12 protein-coding genes and 1 pseudogene are annotated in these 14,368 nt (G+C 75.5%); 1 reads left to right on the plus strand and 12 read right to left on the minus strand.

The genetic code is table 11. The features are described from left to right. Nucleotide 1 precedes the first annotated feature (1 nt). The 12 genes and pseudogenes from ACFQZ6_RS29860 to ACFQZ6_RS29915 form a co-directional block, all read right to left on the minus strand. Nucleotides 2-1,919 (minus strand): annotated as a pseudogene (locus ACFQZ6_RS29860) (molybdopterin oxidoreductase family protein). Next, complete coding sequence (locus tag ACFQZ6_RS29865; protein WP_381615181.1) at nt 1,916-2,887, minus strand: 2-dehydropantoate 2-reductase; 972 nt, start codon at nt 2,885-2,887, stop codon at nt 1,916-1,918. The pseudogene ACFQZ6_RS29860 and the gene ACFQZ6_RS29865 overlap by 4 nt, the downstream one beginning before the upstream one ends. 165 nt (nt 2,888-3,052) lie before the next feature. Continuing rightward, a complete protein-coding gene (gene hypE / locus ACFQZ6_RS29870; RefSeq protein WP_381615184.1) occupies nt 3,053-4,087 on the minus strand; it encodes a hydrogenase expression/formation protein HypE in 1,035 nt (344 codons plus the stop codon). Continuing rightward, nucleotides 4,084-5,187: a hydrogenase formation protein HypD gene (gene hypD, locus ACFQZ6_RS29875; RefSeq protein ID WP_381615187.1), complete on the minus strand. Its 1,104-nt coding sequence runs from the start codon at nt 5,185-5,187 to the stop codon at nt 4,084-4,086. Before hypD ends, hypE begins: the two co-directional genes overlap by 4 nt. Before the next feature lie 6 nt (nt 5,188-5,193). Continuing rightward, on the minus strand, nt 5,194-6,537 hold the full coding sequence (locus ACFQZ6_RS29880) for a Ni/Fe hydrogenase subunit alpha (protein ID WP_381615189.1): 1,344 nt from the start codon (nt 6,535-6,537) through the stop codon (nt 5,194-5,196). Beyond that, entirely contained in the window at nt 6,534-7,322 is a 789-nt protein-coding gene (locus tag ACFQZ6_RS29885) for an NADH-quinone oxidoreductase subunit B family protein (protein WP_381615191.1), read from the minus strand. Before ACFQZ6_RS29885 ends, ACFQZ6_RS29880 begins: the two co-directional genes overlap by 4 nt. A 29-nt stretch (nt 7,323-7,351) precedes the next feature. Further along, nucleotides 7,352-8,170: an FAD/NAD(P)-binding protein gene (locus ACFQZ6_RS29890; RefSeq protein ID WP_381615192.1), complete on the minus strand. Its 819-nt coding sequence runs from the start codon at nt 8,168-8,170 to the stop codon at nt 7,352-7,354. Further along, nucleotides 8,167-8,622, minus strand: a complete 456-nt coding sequence (locus ACFQZ6_RS29895; protein WP_381615195.1) for a cyclic nucleotide-binding domain-containing protein — start codon at nt 8,620-8,622, stop codon at nt 8,167-8,169. Before ACFQZ6_RS29895 ends, ACFQZ6_RS29890 begins: the two co-directional genes overlap by 4 nt. Next, on the minus strand, nt 8,619-9,782 hold the full coding sequence (locus ACFQZ6_RS29900) for a 4Fe-4S dicluster domain-containing protein (RefSeq protein WP_381615198.1): 1,164 nt from the start codon (nt 9,780-9,782) through the stop codon (nt 8,619-8,621). The genes ACFQZ6_RS29895 and ACFQZ6_RS29900 overlap by 4 nt, the downstream gene beginning before the upstream one ends. A 337-nt stretch (nt 9,783-10,119) precedes the next feature. After that, nucleotides 10,120-10,398: a HypC/HybG/HupF family hydrogenase formation chaperone gene (locus ACFQZ6_RS29905; RefSeq protein ID WP_381618748.1), complete on the minus strand. Its 279-nt coding sequence runs from the start codon at nt 10,396-10,398 to the stop codon at nt 10,120-10,122. Between the two features lie 5 nt (nt 10,399-10,403). After that, nucleotides 10,404-12,731 carry a carbamoyltransferase HypF gene (gene hypF / locus ACFQZ6_RS29910; protein ID WP_381615200.1) on the minus strand — a complete coding sequence of 776 codons (2,328 nt, stop codon included), beginning with the start codon at nt 12,729-12,731 and terminating at the stop codon, nt 10,404-10,406. Next, complete coding sequence (locus ACFQZ6_RS29915; RefSeq protein ID WP_381615203.1) at nt 12,712-13,230, minus strand: hydrogenase maturation protease; 519 nt, start codon at nt 13,228-13,230, stop codon at nt 12,712-12,714. Before ACFQZ6_RS29915 ends, hypF begins: the two co-directional genes overlap by 20 nt. Nucleotides 13,231-13,410: 180 nt before the next feature. Between ACFQZ6_RS29915 and ACFQZ6_RS29920 the strand changes: the two genes are divergently transcribed. After that, nucleotides 13,411-14,298, plus strand: coding sequence for a universal stress protein (locus ACFQZ6_RS29920; protein WP_381618751.1), 888 nt, complete (start codon nt 13,411-13,413; stop codon nt 14,296-14,298). Nucleotides 14,299-14,368: the final 70 nt, after the last annotated feature.

Below are 14,368 nucleotides of genomic sequence, written 5' to 3' on the forward strand. Positions count from 1 at the left end.
GTCACCTCATGATGGTCGCGAAGGGCAGCTTCTCGATCCGGATCGCGGACGCCTTGAACTCCGCCGTGCCCGCGATCGGGCAGTTCGCCTCGATCGTCAGCGCGTTGGTGTCCACCTCGTCCGGGAAGTGCATGGTCATGAAGGCGAGCCCGGGCCGCAGCGCGGTGTCGACCCACACCGGCGCCACCACCGCCCCGCGCCGCGAGGCCACCCGCACCTCCTCCCCGACGCGACGCCGTACCGCTCGGCGTCCTCCGGGCACAGCTCGACGTACTCCCCGCGCCGCAGCGGCGAGGCGTAACTGCCGCTCTGCACACCGGTGTTGTACGAGTCGAGACGGCGCCCCGTGGTCAGCCGGATCGGGTACTCCTCGTCGGTGAGGTCCACCGGCGGGTCGTGCCGGACCAGTCCGAACGGCGCGGGCCTGCCCCGCCGCTCCGGCTCCGCCTCCCACAACCGGCCGTGCAGGTAGGGCGGTTCGAGCCGTTCGGTGCTCGGGCACGGCCACTGGATGCCCTGGTGCTCCGCCAGCCGCTCGTACGTCATCCCGTAGTGGTCCGGGGACACCGAGCGCAGCTCGTTCCAGACCGTCTCGGCGTCGGCGTACTTCCAGTCGTGGCCCAGGCGGGCGGCGAGGTCGCAGAGGATGTCGATGTCCTCCCGCGCCTCGCCGGGCGGGGTCACCGCGCGCCGCACCCGCTGCACGCGCCGCTCGCTGTTGGTGGTCGTACCGTCGGTCTCCGCCCAGCCCGCGGTGGCGGGCAGCACCACGTCGGCGAGCTGTGCGGTCCTCGTGAGGAAGATGTCCTGGACGACGAGGAAGTCCAGGGCGCCGAGCCGCCGTACCGCCTGCTCGCTGTCGGCCTCGGACTGCGCCGGGTTCTCACCGATGCAGTACACCGCCCGCAGCGAGCCGTCCTCCATCGCCTCGAACATGTCCGTCAGGTTCAGCCCGTAGTGCGGCTGGATGACGGTGTCCCAGGCGGACTCGAACTTCCGCCGGACGTCCGCGTCCAGGATGTCCTGGAAGCCGGGCAGCCGGTTGGGGATGGCGCCCATGTCGCCGCCGCCCTGCACGTTGTTCTGGCCGCGCAGCGGCTGGAGCCCGCTGCCGTAGCGGCCGACGTGGCCGGTGAGCAGGGAGAGGTTGATCAGCGCGCGGACGTTGTCGGTGCCGTTGTGGTGTTCGGTGATGCCGAGGGTCCAGCACAACTGGGCGCGTTCCGCGCGGGCGTAGGCGTGCGCCAGCTCGCGGATGGCGGCGGCGGGCACGCCGGTCACCTTCTCGGCGAGGGACGGCGTCCACGGTTCGACCAGTTCCCGGTACTCCTCGAAGCCGCTGGTCGCCCGCTTGACGAACGCCTCGTTGGCCAGGCCGCGTGGATGATCTCCCGCCCGATCGCGTGCGCCATCGGGATGTCGGTGCCGACGTTCAGCCCGAGCCAGCTCTCCGCCCACTCGGCGGTGGACGTCCGCCGCGGGTCGACGGCGTACATCCGGGCGCCGCCCCGGATGCCCTTCAGCACGTGCTGGAAGAAGATCGGGTGCGCGAAGCGGGCGTTGGAGCCCCACATCACGATGACGTCGGTGTGCTCGATCTCCTCGTACGACGACGTCCCGCCGCCCGATCCGAAGGCGGCGCTGAGACCGGCGACGCTCGGGGCGTGGCAGGTGCGGTTGCAGGAGTCGACGTTGTGGGTGCCCATCACGACGCGGGCGAACTTCTGGGCGACGTAGTTCGTCTCGTTGGTGGCGCGGGCGCAGGAGAACATCCCGAAGGCGCCGCGGTTGCGTGCGAGCCCGCGGGCCGCGCGGTCGAGGGCCTCGTCCCAGCTCGCCCGCCGGAAGGGCTCCTCGCGGGAGTCCCGGACGAGGGGGTGGGTGAGCCGGGTGTAGTTCGTCGGTCGACGCTTCCTCATGCGGCGCTCCTCAGGGCGAGCAGGTCCGAGAGGGCGTGCACGGTGCGCAGGGTGGGCACCTCCACGCCGGTGATCTCCGCCAGCTCGACGACCGCGGCGAGCAGCACGTCGAGTTCGAGCGGCTTGCCGCGCTCCAGGTCCTGGAGCGTGGAGGTGCGGTGGTCCCCGACCCGTTCGGCGCCCGCGAGACGGCGTTCGATGGAGACGCCGACCTCGCAGCCGAGCGCCTCGGCGACGGCGAGGGTCTCGGCCATCATGGTCTCGATGACCTTGCGGGTGCCGCCGTGCAGGCACATCTGCCGCATGGTGGCGCGGGCCAGCGCGCTGATCGGGTTGAAGGAGATGTTGCCGAGCAGCTTGACCCAGATGTCGTTGCGCAGGTCCGGCTCCACCGGGCACTTCAGCCCGCCCGCCCGCATCGCCTCGCTGAACGCCAGACAGCGCGGGGAGACGCTGCGGTCGGGCTCACCGAGCGAGAACCGGGTGCCTTCCAGGTGCCGTACGACACCGGGCGCCTGGAGTTCGGTGGCGGCGTAGACGACGCAGCCGATGGCGCGTTCGGGCGCGAGGACGGCGCTCACCGCGCCGCCGGGGTCCACGCTCTCGACGCGGTGGCCGTCGTGGGGGCCGCCGTGCCGGTGGAAGTACCACCAGGGGATGCCGTTCTGCGCGGCGATCACCGCGGTGGAGTCATGCAGCAGGGGCTCGATCAGCGGCCCGCACGCCGCGTACGAGTGGGCCTTCAGGCCGAGCAGGACGTAGTCGACCGGGCCGACCTCGGCCGGGTCGTCGGTGGCGCTGGGGTGCGCGGTGAAGTCTCCGCGGGGGCTGAGCACCCGGACTCCGTGCCGCCTCATGGCCGCCAGATGCGGTCCACGGGCGATGAGGTGCACATCGGCACCGGCGCGTTCCAGCGCGGCACCGACGTAGGCGCCGATCGCACCGGCGCCGAGGACTGCGACTTTCACGGAAACGCTCCGTTCGGTTTGAGGGATACCGCGGAGGTGGTCGTGGCCGAGACCGGAAGAGTGATGTCGACGAAATATTGTCTACAGTATGGAAGTAGCCGCAGCAAGGCTTCGGACAGCCGTCGATCGAGCGGGCGACCCGGGTGACGTCCCGTCAACCGCCCTTCAGCAGATCCGTGGCAGCAGTTCCCCGAGCGGCATGTCCACCACGCGCCGCGCGCCCACCAGGGTGCGCAGGGTGACCCGGCCCTCCGGGCCGCCCGGCACCACCTCGCCGATGCGGACCGCGTCGCGGCCCTCGGGCCGTGCGCGCAGTGCGGTCAGGGCGGTGTCCGCCGCGGCGGGGGCCACGAACGCCACCATGCAGCCCTCGTTGGCGACGACGAGCGGGTCGAGGCCGAGCAGGTCGCAGGCCGAGCGGACCGCGTCCGGGACCGGGATGGCGTCCTCGTCGAGGTCGATCGCGACGCGGGAGTCCCGGGCGATCTCGTTGAGCGCGGCGGCCAGGCCGCCCCGGGTGGGGTCGCGCAGGGTGTGCACCTGTTCCCCGAGGGGGGCGAGGGCGGCCACCAGGCGGTGCAGGGGGCGGCTGTCCGAGGCGATGTCGCTCTCGAAGCCGAGGCCCTCGCGCGTCGACAGCACCGTGGTGCCGTGCAGCCCGATCGGGCCGGACAGCAGCACCGCGTCCCCCGGCCGGGCCAGCGCCGCCGACGGCCGCAGACCCGGGTGCCGCTGGCCGACGCCGGTGGTGTTGACGAAGACCCGGTCCACCGCGCCGCGCCCCACCACCTTGGTGTCCCCGGTGATCACCGGCACCTCCGCCGCCCGTGCCGCCGCGCCCAGCGACCGCACCACCCGGCGCAGTTCGGGCAGCGGCAGCCCCTCCTCCACGATCAGCGCCACCGTCAGCGCGAGCGGCCGGGCCCCGCGCATGGCGACGTCGTTCACCGTGCCGTGCACCGCGAGGCCGCCGATGTCGCCGCCGGGGAAGAACAGGGGGCTGACCACGAAGCTGTCCGTGCTGACCACCAGGTCGGGATGGCCGGGCAGCAGCGCCGCGTCCTCCAGCGGCCCGCCCTGCCCGTCCAGCGCGGGCAGGACCAGGCTCTCCAGCAGCTCCGCGGTCAGTCGCCCCCCGGCGCCGTGGCCGAGCAGCACGACGTCGTCCTCGTGGTGCGGGGTCGGGCATACGGCGGTCATGGCGACGGCACCTCCCTCAGACGTCCGGCCGCGTGGAAGGCGGCACAGGTGCCCTCGGCCGACACCATCGGCGCGCCGAGGGGATGACGGGGCGTGCACCGGGTGCCGTACGCCGGGCAGTCGGTCGGCAGCCGGGCCCCGGTGAGCACCGCACCGGCGATGCACTGCGGGTCCTCCGCCGGGCGCAGCCCGTCCACGGCGAAGCGGCGGGCGGCGTCGAAGCGGGCGTAGGCCGGGCGCAGCGCGAGCCCGCTGCCGGGCAGCTCGCCCAGCCCGCGCCAGGCCCGGTCGGTGACCTGGAAGACGGTGGAGACGGCGTCCCGCGCCGCGGTGTTGCCGGACCGGCGCACGGCCCGCACGTACTGGTTCTCCACCTCGTGGCGGCCCGACTCCAGTTGCCGGACGGCCATCAGGATGCCCTCCAGCAGGTCCAGCGGCTCGAACCCGGTGACCACGATCGGCACCCGGTACCGGGCGGCGATCGGCTCGTACTCCCGCCAGCCCATCACCGCGCACACGTGCCCCGCCGCGAGGAACGCCCGCACCTCGCAGTCGGGGTCGTCGAGCAGCGCCGTCATCGCGGGCGGCACCAGCACGTGGCTGACCAGCAGGGAGAAGTTGGTGAGGCCGAGGCGGGCGGCGTGCAGGACCGCCATCGCGTTGGCGGGCGCGGTCGTCTCGAAGCCGACCGCCAGGAACACCACCTCGCGGTCCGGCCGGGCGGCGGCGAGGCGGACCGCGTCCATCGGCGTGTACACCACCCGCACGTCGGCGCCGCGCGCCCGCAGCGACAGCAGGTCGGTCCCGGTGCCCGGCACCCGCAGCATGTCCCCGAAGCTGGTCAGGACCACCTCGGGCCGCGCCGCGATGGCCATCGCCCGGTCCAGGGTCTCCAGCGGGGTCACGCACACCGGGCAGCCGGGGCCGTGGATCATCCGCATCCCGGCGGGCAGCAGCTCGTCGATGCCCTGCCGGACCAGGGTGTGGGTCTGCCCGCCGCACACCTCCATGATCCGCCACGGCCGGGTCGCGGTGGCGCGCAGCTCCGCCAGCAGCCGCCGGGCGACGGCCGGGTCACGGTACTCGTCGAGGTACTTCACCCCACGTCATCTCCCCGTCTCCCCGTCGACGACGGTCAGGTCCAGGAAGTGGGTGGCGCAGGAGATGCACGGATCGTGGTTGCGCACCGCCCGCTCACACAGCCGCGCCAGCTCCGCGTCGCTCACGCCGCCCCGCGCCACCGCCGCCCGCGCCACCCGCACCAGGTCGGCCTCGATGGCGCCCTGGTTCTGCGCCGTCGGCGGCACGATCCGGGCGTCCGTGACGGTGCCGTCGCCGTCCAGCCGGTAGCGGTGGTACAGGACACCACGCGGCGCCTCGGTCGCGCCGTGCCCGGTCCCGGCGACCGGCGGCACCTCGACCCAGGGCCGGGCCGGGGGCTCGTACCCGGCGATCAGGCGCAGCGCCTCGTCCACCGCGTACACCACCTCCACGGCCCGCACCAGGACCGACCGGTACGGGTTGCGGCACACCGCGCCCTCCCGCGGATCGCCCAGCCCCGCCGCCCGGGCCGCCTCCAGGGCGGTGGCCGACAGCGCGGGACCGCTGACCGCGTACCGGGCGAGCGGCCCGGTGAGGTGGCGGCGCCCGTCGAGCCGCGAGTGCAGCGCGGTGGAGCGCGGCACCTGCTCCTCACGGACGTGGTCCAGGAACGCGGAGAGCGGGAAGCCGCCCCGTACCCCGTCCGCGCGCAGCACCGTCGGCGTGCCCCGCTCGACGGCGTACGAGTCCGGCGCCGCCAGCGCCAGGAAGTCGGCGTCGGTGGCCGCGTCGGGGAAGTCGAAGCCCGCCACCCAGCGCACGGTGTCCCAGGCGTCGTCGGCGGCCCGCCGCAACCGCTCCGCCAGTGGACGCAGTTCGGCCCGGGTCGGCACCCGGTGGAAGCCGCCGAGGCGCACGTTGACCGGGTGCACGGCCCGGCCGCCGAGCAGCTCCATGAGCGCGTTGCCCGCCTGCTTCAGCCGCAGCCCCCGCTCCACGGCGGCCCGCTCGGCGCGTGCCAGCTCGATCGCGCTGGCACAGCCGAGGAAGTCCGGGGCGTGCAGCAGATGGATGTGCAGGGCGTGGCTCTCGATCCACTCACCGCAGTACAGCAGCCGCCGCAGCTCCCGCACCGGCCGCTCCACGGTGACCCCGCAGGCGTCCTCGATCGCCTGACAGGCGCTCATCTGGTACGCCACCGGGCAGATCCCGCACACCCGGGCGGTGATGTCGGGCGGCTCGGTGTGCGCCCGGCCGCGCAGGAACGCCTCGAAGAACCGGGGCGGTTCGTAGATGCTCAGCGACGCCTCCTCGACGCGGCCGTCCGCCACCCGCAGCACGAGGGTGCCCTCGCCCTCCACGCGGGCCAGCGAGCCGACGCGCAGCACCCGGGAGCCTCGGTGGGTCATGTCCGTGCCTCCTCGCGTCCGTTGTCCTCCCCTTCCTCGCGGAGCCGGTCGAACGCGGCGGTGTTGAAGGTGCGCAGCAGCCGTTCGACATCGCGGTCACCGAGGCCGTCGCGGCGCAGCAGCGGCAGCAGGGCGCGCAGGTTCGCGGACCCGGACGGGCCGAAGCAGCCGTAGCAGCCGCGGCCGTACGCCGGGCAGATCGCCCCGCACCCGGCGTGCGTGACCGGGCCCAGGCAGGGGACGCCCCGGGCGACGGTGACGCAGACGACCCCGCGTCGCTTGCAGGCGAAGCACACGCTGTGGTTCGGCACGTCGGGCTTGCGTCCGGCGAGGAACGCGGTGACGACCTCCAGCAACTGGCCGCGGTCGATGGGGCAGCCGCGCAGTTCGAAGTCCACGTCGACGTGGGCGGAGACGGGGGTGGAGTCGGCGAGGGTGTCGAGGTAGTCGGGCCGCGCGTACACGGCGCGCGCGAACTCCGCGACGTCGGCGAAGTTGCGCAGCGCCTGGATGCCGCCCGCGGTCGCGCAGGCGCCGATCGTCACCAGCACCCGGCACTGGGCGCGGATCTCCCGCACCCGCTCGGCGTCCGCCGCGGTGGTGACGGAGCCCTCCACGAGCCCGAGGTCGTAAGGGCCCTCCGCCACCGCGCTGGACGCCTCCAGGAAGTGCGCGATCCGTACCCGGCCCGCGAGGGCGAGCAGCTCGTCCTCGCAGTCCAGGAGGGTGAGCTGGCAGCCGTCGCAGGACGCCAGCTTGAACACGGCGAGTGTGGGGACGGTCACGGTCGCGCACCTCCCTCAGCGGCGCGGGGTCACAACTCCCGCACGGACAGCAGGTCGGCGGCCCGGTCCCAGCCGATCACCGGGCCGTCCTGGCAGAGCAGCGCACCGCCGAGCTGGCAGTGGCCGCAGTGCCCCGTGGCACAGCGCATGTTCCGTTCCAGCGAGACCCGGATCTGGTCGGCGGGCACCCCGAGACCGTCCAGCGCCCGCGCGGTCGCCCGGATCATCGCCTCGGGGCCGCACACGTACGCCGTGGTGTTCGCTGGTGTGAACTGCGCCTCGCCGACCAGCTCGGTGACGAACCCGGTCCGGCCGGGCCAGCCGGGGGCGGGGCGGTCCACGGTGACCGCGCACCGCAGCGGGCTGCGCGCGGCGGTCCAGGCCCGCAACTGGCGGGCGTACGGCAGGTCGTGGGCGGTGCGGGCGCCGACCAGCAGGTTCAGCCGCCCGAAGTCGCGCGGGGTGGCGAGCGCGGCGGTCAGCAGGGGCCGCAGCGGGGCGAGGCCGATGCCGCCCGCGACGACCAGGACGTCCCGGCCGCGGGCCCGGCGCAGGTCCCAGCCGGTGCCGAAGGGGCCGCGCAGTCCGATCAGGTCACCGGTCCGCACCCCGCACAGCGCCGCCGACACCGCGCCGACCAGGCGGACGGTGTACGTCAGCTCGTTGCGGTCGACGCGGGACACCGACACCGGGATCTCGCCCACCCCGAAGGCGTACACCATCGCGAACTGGCCCGGCGCGAACGGCGCCAGCACCGCCGCGCCCGCCGGGACCAGCGTGACGCTGACCGTGTCGGGCGTCTCCCGTCGTACCGCGGTCACCCGGTAGGGCAGCGGGGCGCCGGTCATGACCGGCTCCGGCTCGCGTGCGGGGCGTACAGGTCGAGCAGCCGGAGCCGGGAGGCGTGCAGCCGGTCGGTGACCACCCGGCCGACCCAGGTCGCGACCGCGCGGCCGAACTCGGCGTCTCGCGCGCACATCCCCCGTACCGTCTCCGCGTCGAACTCCCAGGCCCGCACCGGGCTCTGCGCCTCCGCGCCGAGCTGCCACCAGTACGGCGGGAAGTGCCAGGACCAGCCGACGAGTTCACCGTGGCCCAGCGACTCGATGACGACGGGGCGGCGACCCGGCACGGACAGGTCCAGGTCGACGGTGCCGGTGCGGACGATCCAGAACCGGTCGGCGCGCTGCCCCTCCTCGAACAGCCGGGCGCCCGACTCGAAGGAGACCTCGCGCGCGGTCTCCGTCAGCCGGGCGCGATGCTCGGCCTGGAGGGCGGCGGCGAGGGTGGTGGCGGTCATCGTGGCGACTCCTCAAGGGTCTCGGTCCGGGACCGGGCGGTGCGCTCCTCGCACAGCGCCGCGGCCTCCTCGGTGAGGTCGATGCCGACCGGGCACCAGGCGACGCAGCGCCCGCAGCCCACACAGCCGGAGCTGCCGAACTGCTCGTACCAGGTGGCGAGCTTGTGGGTGAGCCACTGCCGGTAGCGGCTGCGGCCCGAGGACCGCACGGGACCGTCGTGCAGTCGGCTGAAGTCGAGGTCGAAGCAGGAGTCCCAGCGCTGCCACCGCTCGGCGTGCGTCCCGCTGAGGTCGGTGACCTCCTCAGTGGTGACGCAGAAGCAGGTCGGGCAGACCATGGTGCAGTTGCCGCAGGTCAGACAGCGGGCGGCGAGGTCGTCCCAGCGGTCGGCGGTCAGGCTGTCGCCGAGCAGCGCGCGCAGGTCGACCGGCGGCATGGCCCGGCCCATCCGCTCCCGCGCCGCGGCCACGGCGTCCCGGGCGGCGGCGCGGGTGTCCTCGTCGGCCGGGCGGTGCGGGACGTCGGCGAGGACCGCCTCCCCGGCGTCGCTCCCGGCGCGGACGAGGAAGCGGTGACCGGCCGCGTCGAGCAGTTCGGTCAGCGCGAGGTCGAAGCCCGCGTCGGCGCCGGGGCCCGTGCCCATGGAGACGCAGAAGCAGGTCGCGCCGGGCTCCGTGCACTCGGCGGCCACCAGGAACGCGCCGGCGCGCCGGGCCGCGTAGCCGCGGTCCGGGTAGCGGCCCCCGGCCAGCACCCGGTCCTGGACCGCGATCGCCCGCAGGTCGCAGGGGCGCACGCCGAGGAAGGCGTACGACGTCCGCGCCGGGCGCTCCTCGGTGATCGTCAGCTCCCCGGCCGCCGTGCGGTCGGCGCTCCACAGCTTCTCCCGCTCGGGGTGCAGGAACGCCTTCCACGACTGCGGGCCCGTCGTGTGCGCGAAGACCGCGCCGTCCGCCCGCGGCACCAGCCGGTAGCGGCCCGCCTCGACCTCCGTGCCCCAGCCGAACGGCAGCTCGTCCGCCGAGGTGATCTCCGCGAGGACGACGGCGGCGTCCCGCACGGTCGGTCCGACGACCGTGTGTCCCCGCGCGCGCAGCACCCGGACCAGGGCGTCGAGTCCGGCCCGGTCCAGTACGGCGGCGGTGCGACGGTCTGACATCGGACCTCCCCTGGGTGCGCGTACCGTGCGGCTGCCATGGGACCGCTGGTACCAGCGTCGGACCGGGCACCGGCCGCCCACCACGGGCCGCCCGGCCCGAAACCCGGGTCGTTCGGCCCTGCCGGGGGCTCGCGGGTGGAGGGGGACGGGGGCATGGGCGACGGGAAGGACTCACCCGCTTCTCGCGGATCCGAATTGCGCGGTGCGCGGCCGGGGGAAGACCGCTCCTCCGCGTCTGTGCCGGGTCCTTCCCGTCACCTCAAGTACATCGCGCGCGCCCCCGCGCCACCAGGGCCGATCGGCCCCATCCGCGCCACCGGCCCCGTCGGCGGCCCGGTCAGCCCGCGGCCCCGCCCGGGCGCGGCAGCGGCTCGCCCAGCTCACCGGTCACCGCGTCCGCCATGGCCCGCAGCACCTCAAGAGTCCGCTCCGCCTCGGCCTCGTCGACCCGCGCGATGGCGAACCCGACGTGGACGACGACGTACGCGCCCACCCCCGCCTCCGGGGTGTAGGCGAGACACACCTCGCGGCGCACCCCGCCGAAGTCGACCGTGCCGGTGCGCAGGCCCGCCTCCTCGCGGACGTCGACGATCCGGCCGGGGATGCCCAGGCACATCGCCCTCACCCCTCTCCTTCCAGTACGGCGGCGGCGACCGCCGTCTGCCCGTAGCTGATCCCGCCGTCGTTGACCGGCACCGCCCGGCCGGTGAGCACCCGCATCCCGCGCGCCCGCAGCAGCCCGGTCAGCTCACCGAGCAGACGGAGGTTCTGGAAGCAGCCACCGCCCAGGCACACCGTGGTCGGGGCGCCGTCCGCCACGGCGCGGGCGACGAGCGCCGCGGTGGCCTCCGCGACGGCGGTGTGGAAGGCGGCGGCCAGCCGGGGCACCGGCACCCCGGCGGCGACCCCTTCGAGGAGCGCGGTGAGCGTCGGCGCCGGGTCGTACACCCACAGCCCGTCCGCCGCCCGCGCCAGCCGCCACGGCAGCGCGCCCGGCCGCAGCGGGCCCGCCGCGCCCTCCAGGGCGACGGCCGCCTGACCCTCGTACGACACCGTGTCACCGAGGCCGAGCAGGCTCGCCGCCGCGTCGAACAGCCGTCCCGCGCTGGACGCGGGCGGGCAGTTGACGCCGCGCTCCACCATGGCCCGCACGAAACGCGCCTCCCGGGCGTCGAGCCGGTCCGTGAACAGCCGCACGAGGGCGGGGCCCGGCCGGGGTCCGCCCAGTGGTTCGAGGCCGTGCAGATAGCCGAGCGCCATCCGCCACGGGTGCCGCACCGCGGCCTCCCCGCCGGGCAGCGGCGCCCGCGCGAAGCGGCCCACCCTGCGGTACCCCGCGAGATCCGCGACCAGTACCTCGCCGCCCCACAGCGTGCCGTCGTCCCCGAGGCCGAGCCCGTCGCAGGCGACGCCGGTGAACGGCACGGTCACCGCGTGCTCGGCGGCGACCGCGGCCACGTGCGCGTGGTGGTGCTGGACGGCGATGCACCGCTCGAACCGCCGCTCCCCGCGCGCCCACTGGGTGGACAGGTAGCCGGGGTGCCGATCGTGCGCGACGACGCGCGGAGCGACGCCGGTCAGCCGGGTCAGCTCGGCGTAGGAGGCCGCGAAGGCGTCGTACGTCGCCGCGTCCGCGAGGTCCCCGGTGTGCGGGCCCAGGTGCGCCCGGCCCGCCTCGGCCAGCGTGAACGTGTGCTTGAGCTGGGCACCCGCGCCCACCAGCGGCACGGGCGCGGCGACCGGCAGCGCCAGCGGCGCCGGGGCGTACCCGCGCGCCCGGCGCAGTACGCGCACGGTGCCGCAGGCGACCTGGACGACCGAGTCGTCGTAGCGGGCCCGGATGGGCCGGTCATGGGTGAGGAACCCGTCCGCGACCGCGCCCAGCGACCGGCGGGCGGCGGCGTCGTCGGTGGCGAGGGGTTCGTCGGCGAGGTTGCCGCTGGTGACGACGAGCGGCCGGGCCAGTTCGCGCAGGAGCAGGTGGTGCAGCCCGGTCGTGGGCAGGAAGAGGCCCAGCCGCCCGGTGCCGGGGTGCACCGCGGGCGCGAGCCGCTCGCCCCGGCGCCGGGCGGGGAGCAGGACCACCGGCCGCTGCGGCGAGCCGAGCACGGCCTCCTCGGTACGGCCCGTGCGCGCCAGTCGACGCACCGCCACCAGGTCACCCACCATCACGGCGAACGGCTTCGCGGGCCTGCGCTTGCGCCGCCTGAGCCGCGCGACCGCCTCGGCGTCGGTGGCGTCGCAGACGAGCTGGTAACCGCCGAGCCCCTTGACGGCGACGATGCCACCGCCGTCGACGACCCGCACCGCCGCCCGGAGGGCGTCCTCGCCGGTCAGTTCGTCCCAGGCGAGCCGGGGGCCGCAGACCGGGCAGGCGAGGGGCTCGGCGTGGAAGCGCCGGTCGGCCGGGTCGGCGTACTCGGCCGCGCAGTCGGGGCAGAGCGGGAAGCGACGCATCGTGGTGCGCTCGCGGTCGTACGGCAGGTCCTCGATGACGGTGGCGCGCGGGCCGCAGTCGGTGCAGTTGACGAACGGGTAGCGGTACCGCCGGTCGCCCGGGTCGAACAGCTCGGCGAGGCACGCGTCGCAGATCGCGGCGTCCGGGGGGATCTCGCGGGGCGCGGTGGAGGGGTCGGCCTGGCTGGCCACGACGGTGAATCCGGCGCGGGCGGGCGGCGCGCCGGGCGCGTCGGTCACGTCGGTCACCTCGACGCGGCGTACGGCGGCCAGCGGCGGCGGCTGGTCCCGTAGCCGTGCGACCAGTTCGCGCAGGGCGTCCGGGCGGCCGGTGACGGTCAGCTCGACGTGGCCGTTCACGTTGCACACCCAGCCGTCCAGGCCCAGCGCGGTGGCCGTGCGGTGCACGAAGGGCCGGAAGCCGACGCCCTGGACCCGGCCGTGGACCTCGATGTACTGGGTGCGGCGGCGCTCACTCAGCGGCGTGGTCATGGTCCACCTCCCGCCCGTCAGGGCCGCTGCGGCGCACGTCCTCCTCCACCGCCCTCGCCAGCGCGTCCACCCGGGCGGCGACGGGCGCGGACAGGCCCCGGCCCAGCGACCGGTCGGCGCCCTCGACGGCGTACACGACCAGGCGGCGCGGCAGCCGGTCCAGGACGAGGGACAGCTCCACGGCGTCCCCGAGGCCCAGACCGTGGGAGCTGGTCGTCGCGGTGCGGGCCGTGCCGGTGCCGTCCAGGGTGAGCCGGTGGACGCGGCCGGGGTGCGGCGGCTCGGCGTGCGCGGCGTCGACGACGACCGCGAGGGCGGCGCCCTCCCACAGGCCGAGCAGCCTCGCCGGGTCGCCGTCGCAGTCCGCCACGACGGTGCCCGGCGGCAGCGGCCGGTCGGCGGTACGCTCGGCCAGCCGCGCCGTCACGGCCCAGCCCACGCCGTCGTCGTGGCGGAACTCGTTCCCGACCCCGATGACGACGATCCGGCCGACGGACATCTCCCGCTCCTCACTCCGGGCCCCACGGCCAGCGTGCGGCGACCGCCCGCGCCCCGACAGGGGCCGAACGGACCCCACCGCACCCCGGACAGCCCCTGCCCTCCGGCCGCCGCCGGTGCCAGCGTGAGCATCGACCCGTACGGCCCCTGCACCCTGCCCGAGGACGAGGCGGTGGGAACGATGACGACGACGGAACGGCCCCTGGTCGTGGGCGTGGACGGATCGGACGGCTCGCTGGCGGCGGTGGACTGGGCCGTCGACGAGGCCGCCCGGCACGGCGTGCCCCTGCGGCTCGTGTACGGCTCCCTGTGGGAGCGCTACGAGAGCCTCACCCTGCTCGGCGGCGGCCCGAAGCGCCCCGCGGAGCGACTGGTCTCCGAGCACGTCGTCGCCGCCGCGGCCGAACGCGCCCGGCGCCGCGAGCCCGGCGTGAAGCTGTTCACCGCCGTGCACGCCCAGGACCCGGCGGAGGCGCTGCTGGGGGCCGCCGACGACGCGTTCGCGCTGGTCACCGGGCACCGGGGGCGCGGTGAGCTGAAGGGGCTGCTGCTGGGGTCGGTGAGCCTGGCCGTCGCCGCCCGCGCGCACTGCCCGGTGATCGTCGTGCGCGGCGACCGGGCCGCCCTGACCGGCGGCCACGGGCGGGTGCTGCTCGGCGCCGGGGAGCCGGGCACCGGGGACGCCGCCGCGCGGTTCGCCGTCCGCGAGGCCGAGGTCCGCGGCGACACCCTCGACGCGGTCCGCGCCTGGCGCTGCCCCGCGCACGAGAGCGCCGACGTCGCCGTCCTCGCGGAGGAGCCCGCCCGCTACCACGAGGACCGCGCCATCACCCAACTGGAGGAACTCCTCCGCGACCCGCTCGCCGCCCACCCCGCCGTCACCGTGCGGCGTACGACGGTGGAGGGCCAGGCGCGCCGGGTCCTGGTACGGCACTCCGCCGCCGCGGACCTGGTGGTCGTCGGAGCCCGGCGCCGCCAGGGCCACTTCGGACTCCAGCTCGGCCGGGTCGCCCACACGCTGCTGCACCACGCGGCGTGCCCGGTGGCGGTGGTGCCGCAGGAGGCGTGAGCGGCCCCTCGGGCCGGGGAGGCCGGGCCGGACGGCCCTTGCCGCTGGGGCGCGCGTTGCGCACGCTGGG

Source organism: Streptomyces flavalbus (assembly GCF_042674625.1).
GTDB lineage: Bacteria > Actinomycetota > Actinomycetes > Streptomycetales > Streptomycetaceae > Streptomyces > Streptomyces flavalbus.

Bases quoted from the DNA above. Each gene is read 5' to 3' on its own strand.
- ACFQZ6_RS29880 (WP_381615189.1), bottom strand. From the start codon at position 6,537: ATGACCCACCGAGGCTCCCGGGTGCTGCGCGTCGGCTCGCTGGCCCGC.
- ACFQZ6_RS29895 (WP_381615195.1), bottom strand. From the start codon at position 8,622: ATGACCGCCACCACCCTCGCCGCCGCCCTCCAGGCCGAGCATCGCGCC.
- ACFQZ6_RS29915 (WP_381615203.1), bottom strand. From the start codon at position 13,230: ATGTCCGTCGGCCGGATCGTCGTCATCGGGGTCGGGAACGAGTTCCGC.
- hypF (WP_381615200.1), bottom strand. From the start codon at position 12,731: ATGACCACGCCGCTGAGTGAGCGCCGCCGCACCCAGTACATCGAGGTC.
- hypE (WP_381615184.1), bottom strand. From the start codon at position 4,087: ATGACCGCCGTATGCCCGACCCCGCACCACGAGGACGACGTCGTGCTG.
- ACFQZ6_RS29920 (WP_381618751.1), top strand. From the start codon at position 13,411: ATGACGACGACGGAACGGCCCCTGGTCGTGGGCGTGGACGGATCGGAC.
- ACFQZ6_RS29900 (WP_381615198.1), bottom strand. From the start codon at position 9,782: ATGTCAGACCGTCGCACCGCCGCCGTACTGGACCGGGCCGGACTCGAC.
- ACFQZ6_RS29905 (WP_381618748.1), bottom strand. From the start codon at position 10,398: ATGTGCCTGGGCATCCCCGGCCGGATCGTCGACGTCCGCGAGGAGGCG.
- ACFQZ6_RS29890 (WP_381615192.1), bottom strand. From the start codon at position 8,170: ATGACCGGCGCCCCGCTGCCCTACCGGGTGACCGCGGTACGACGGGAG.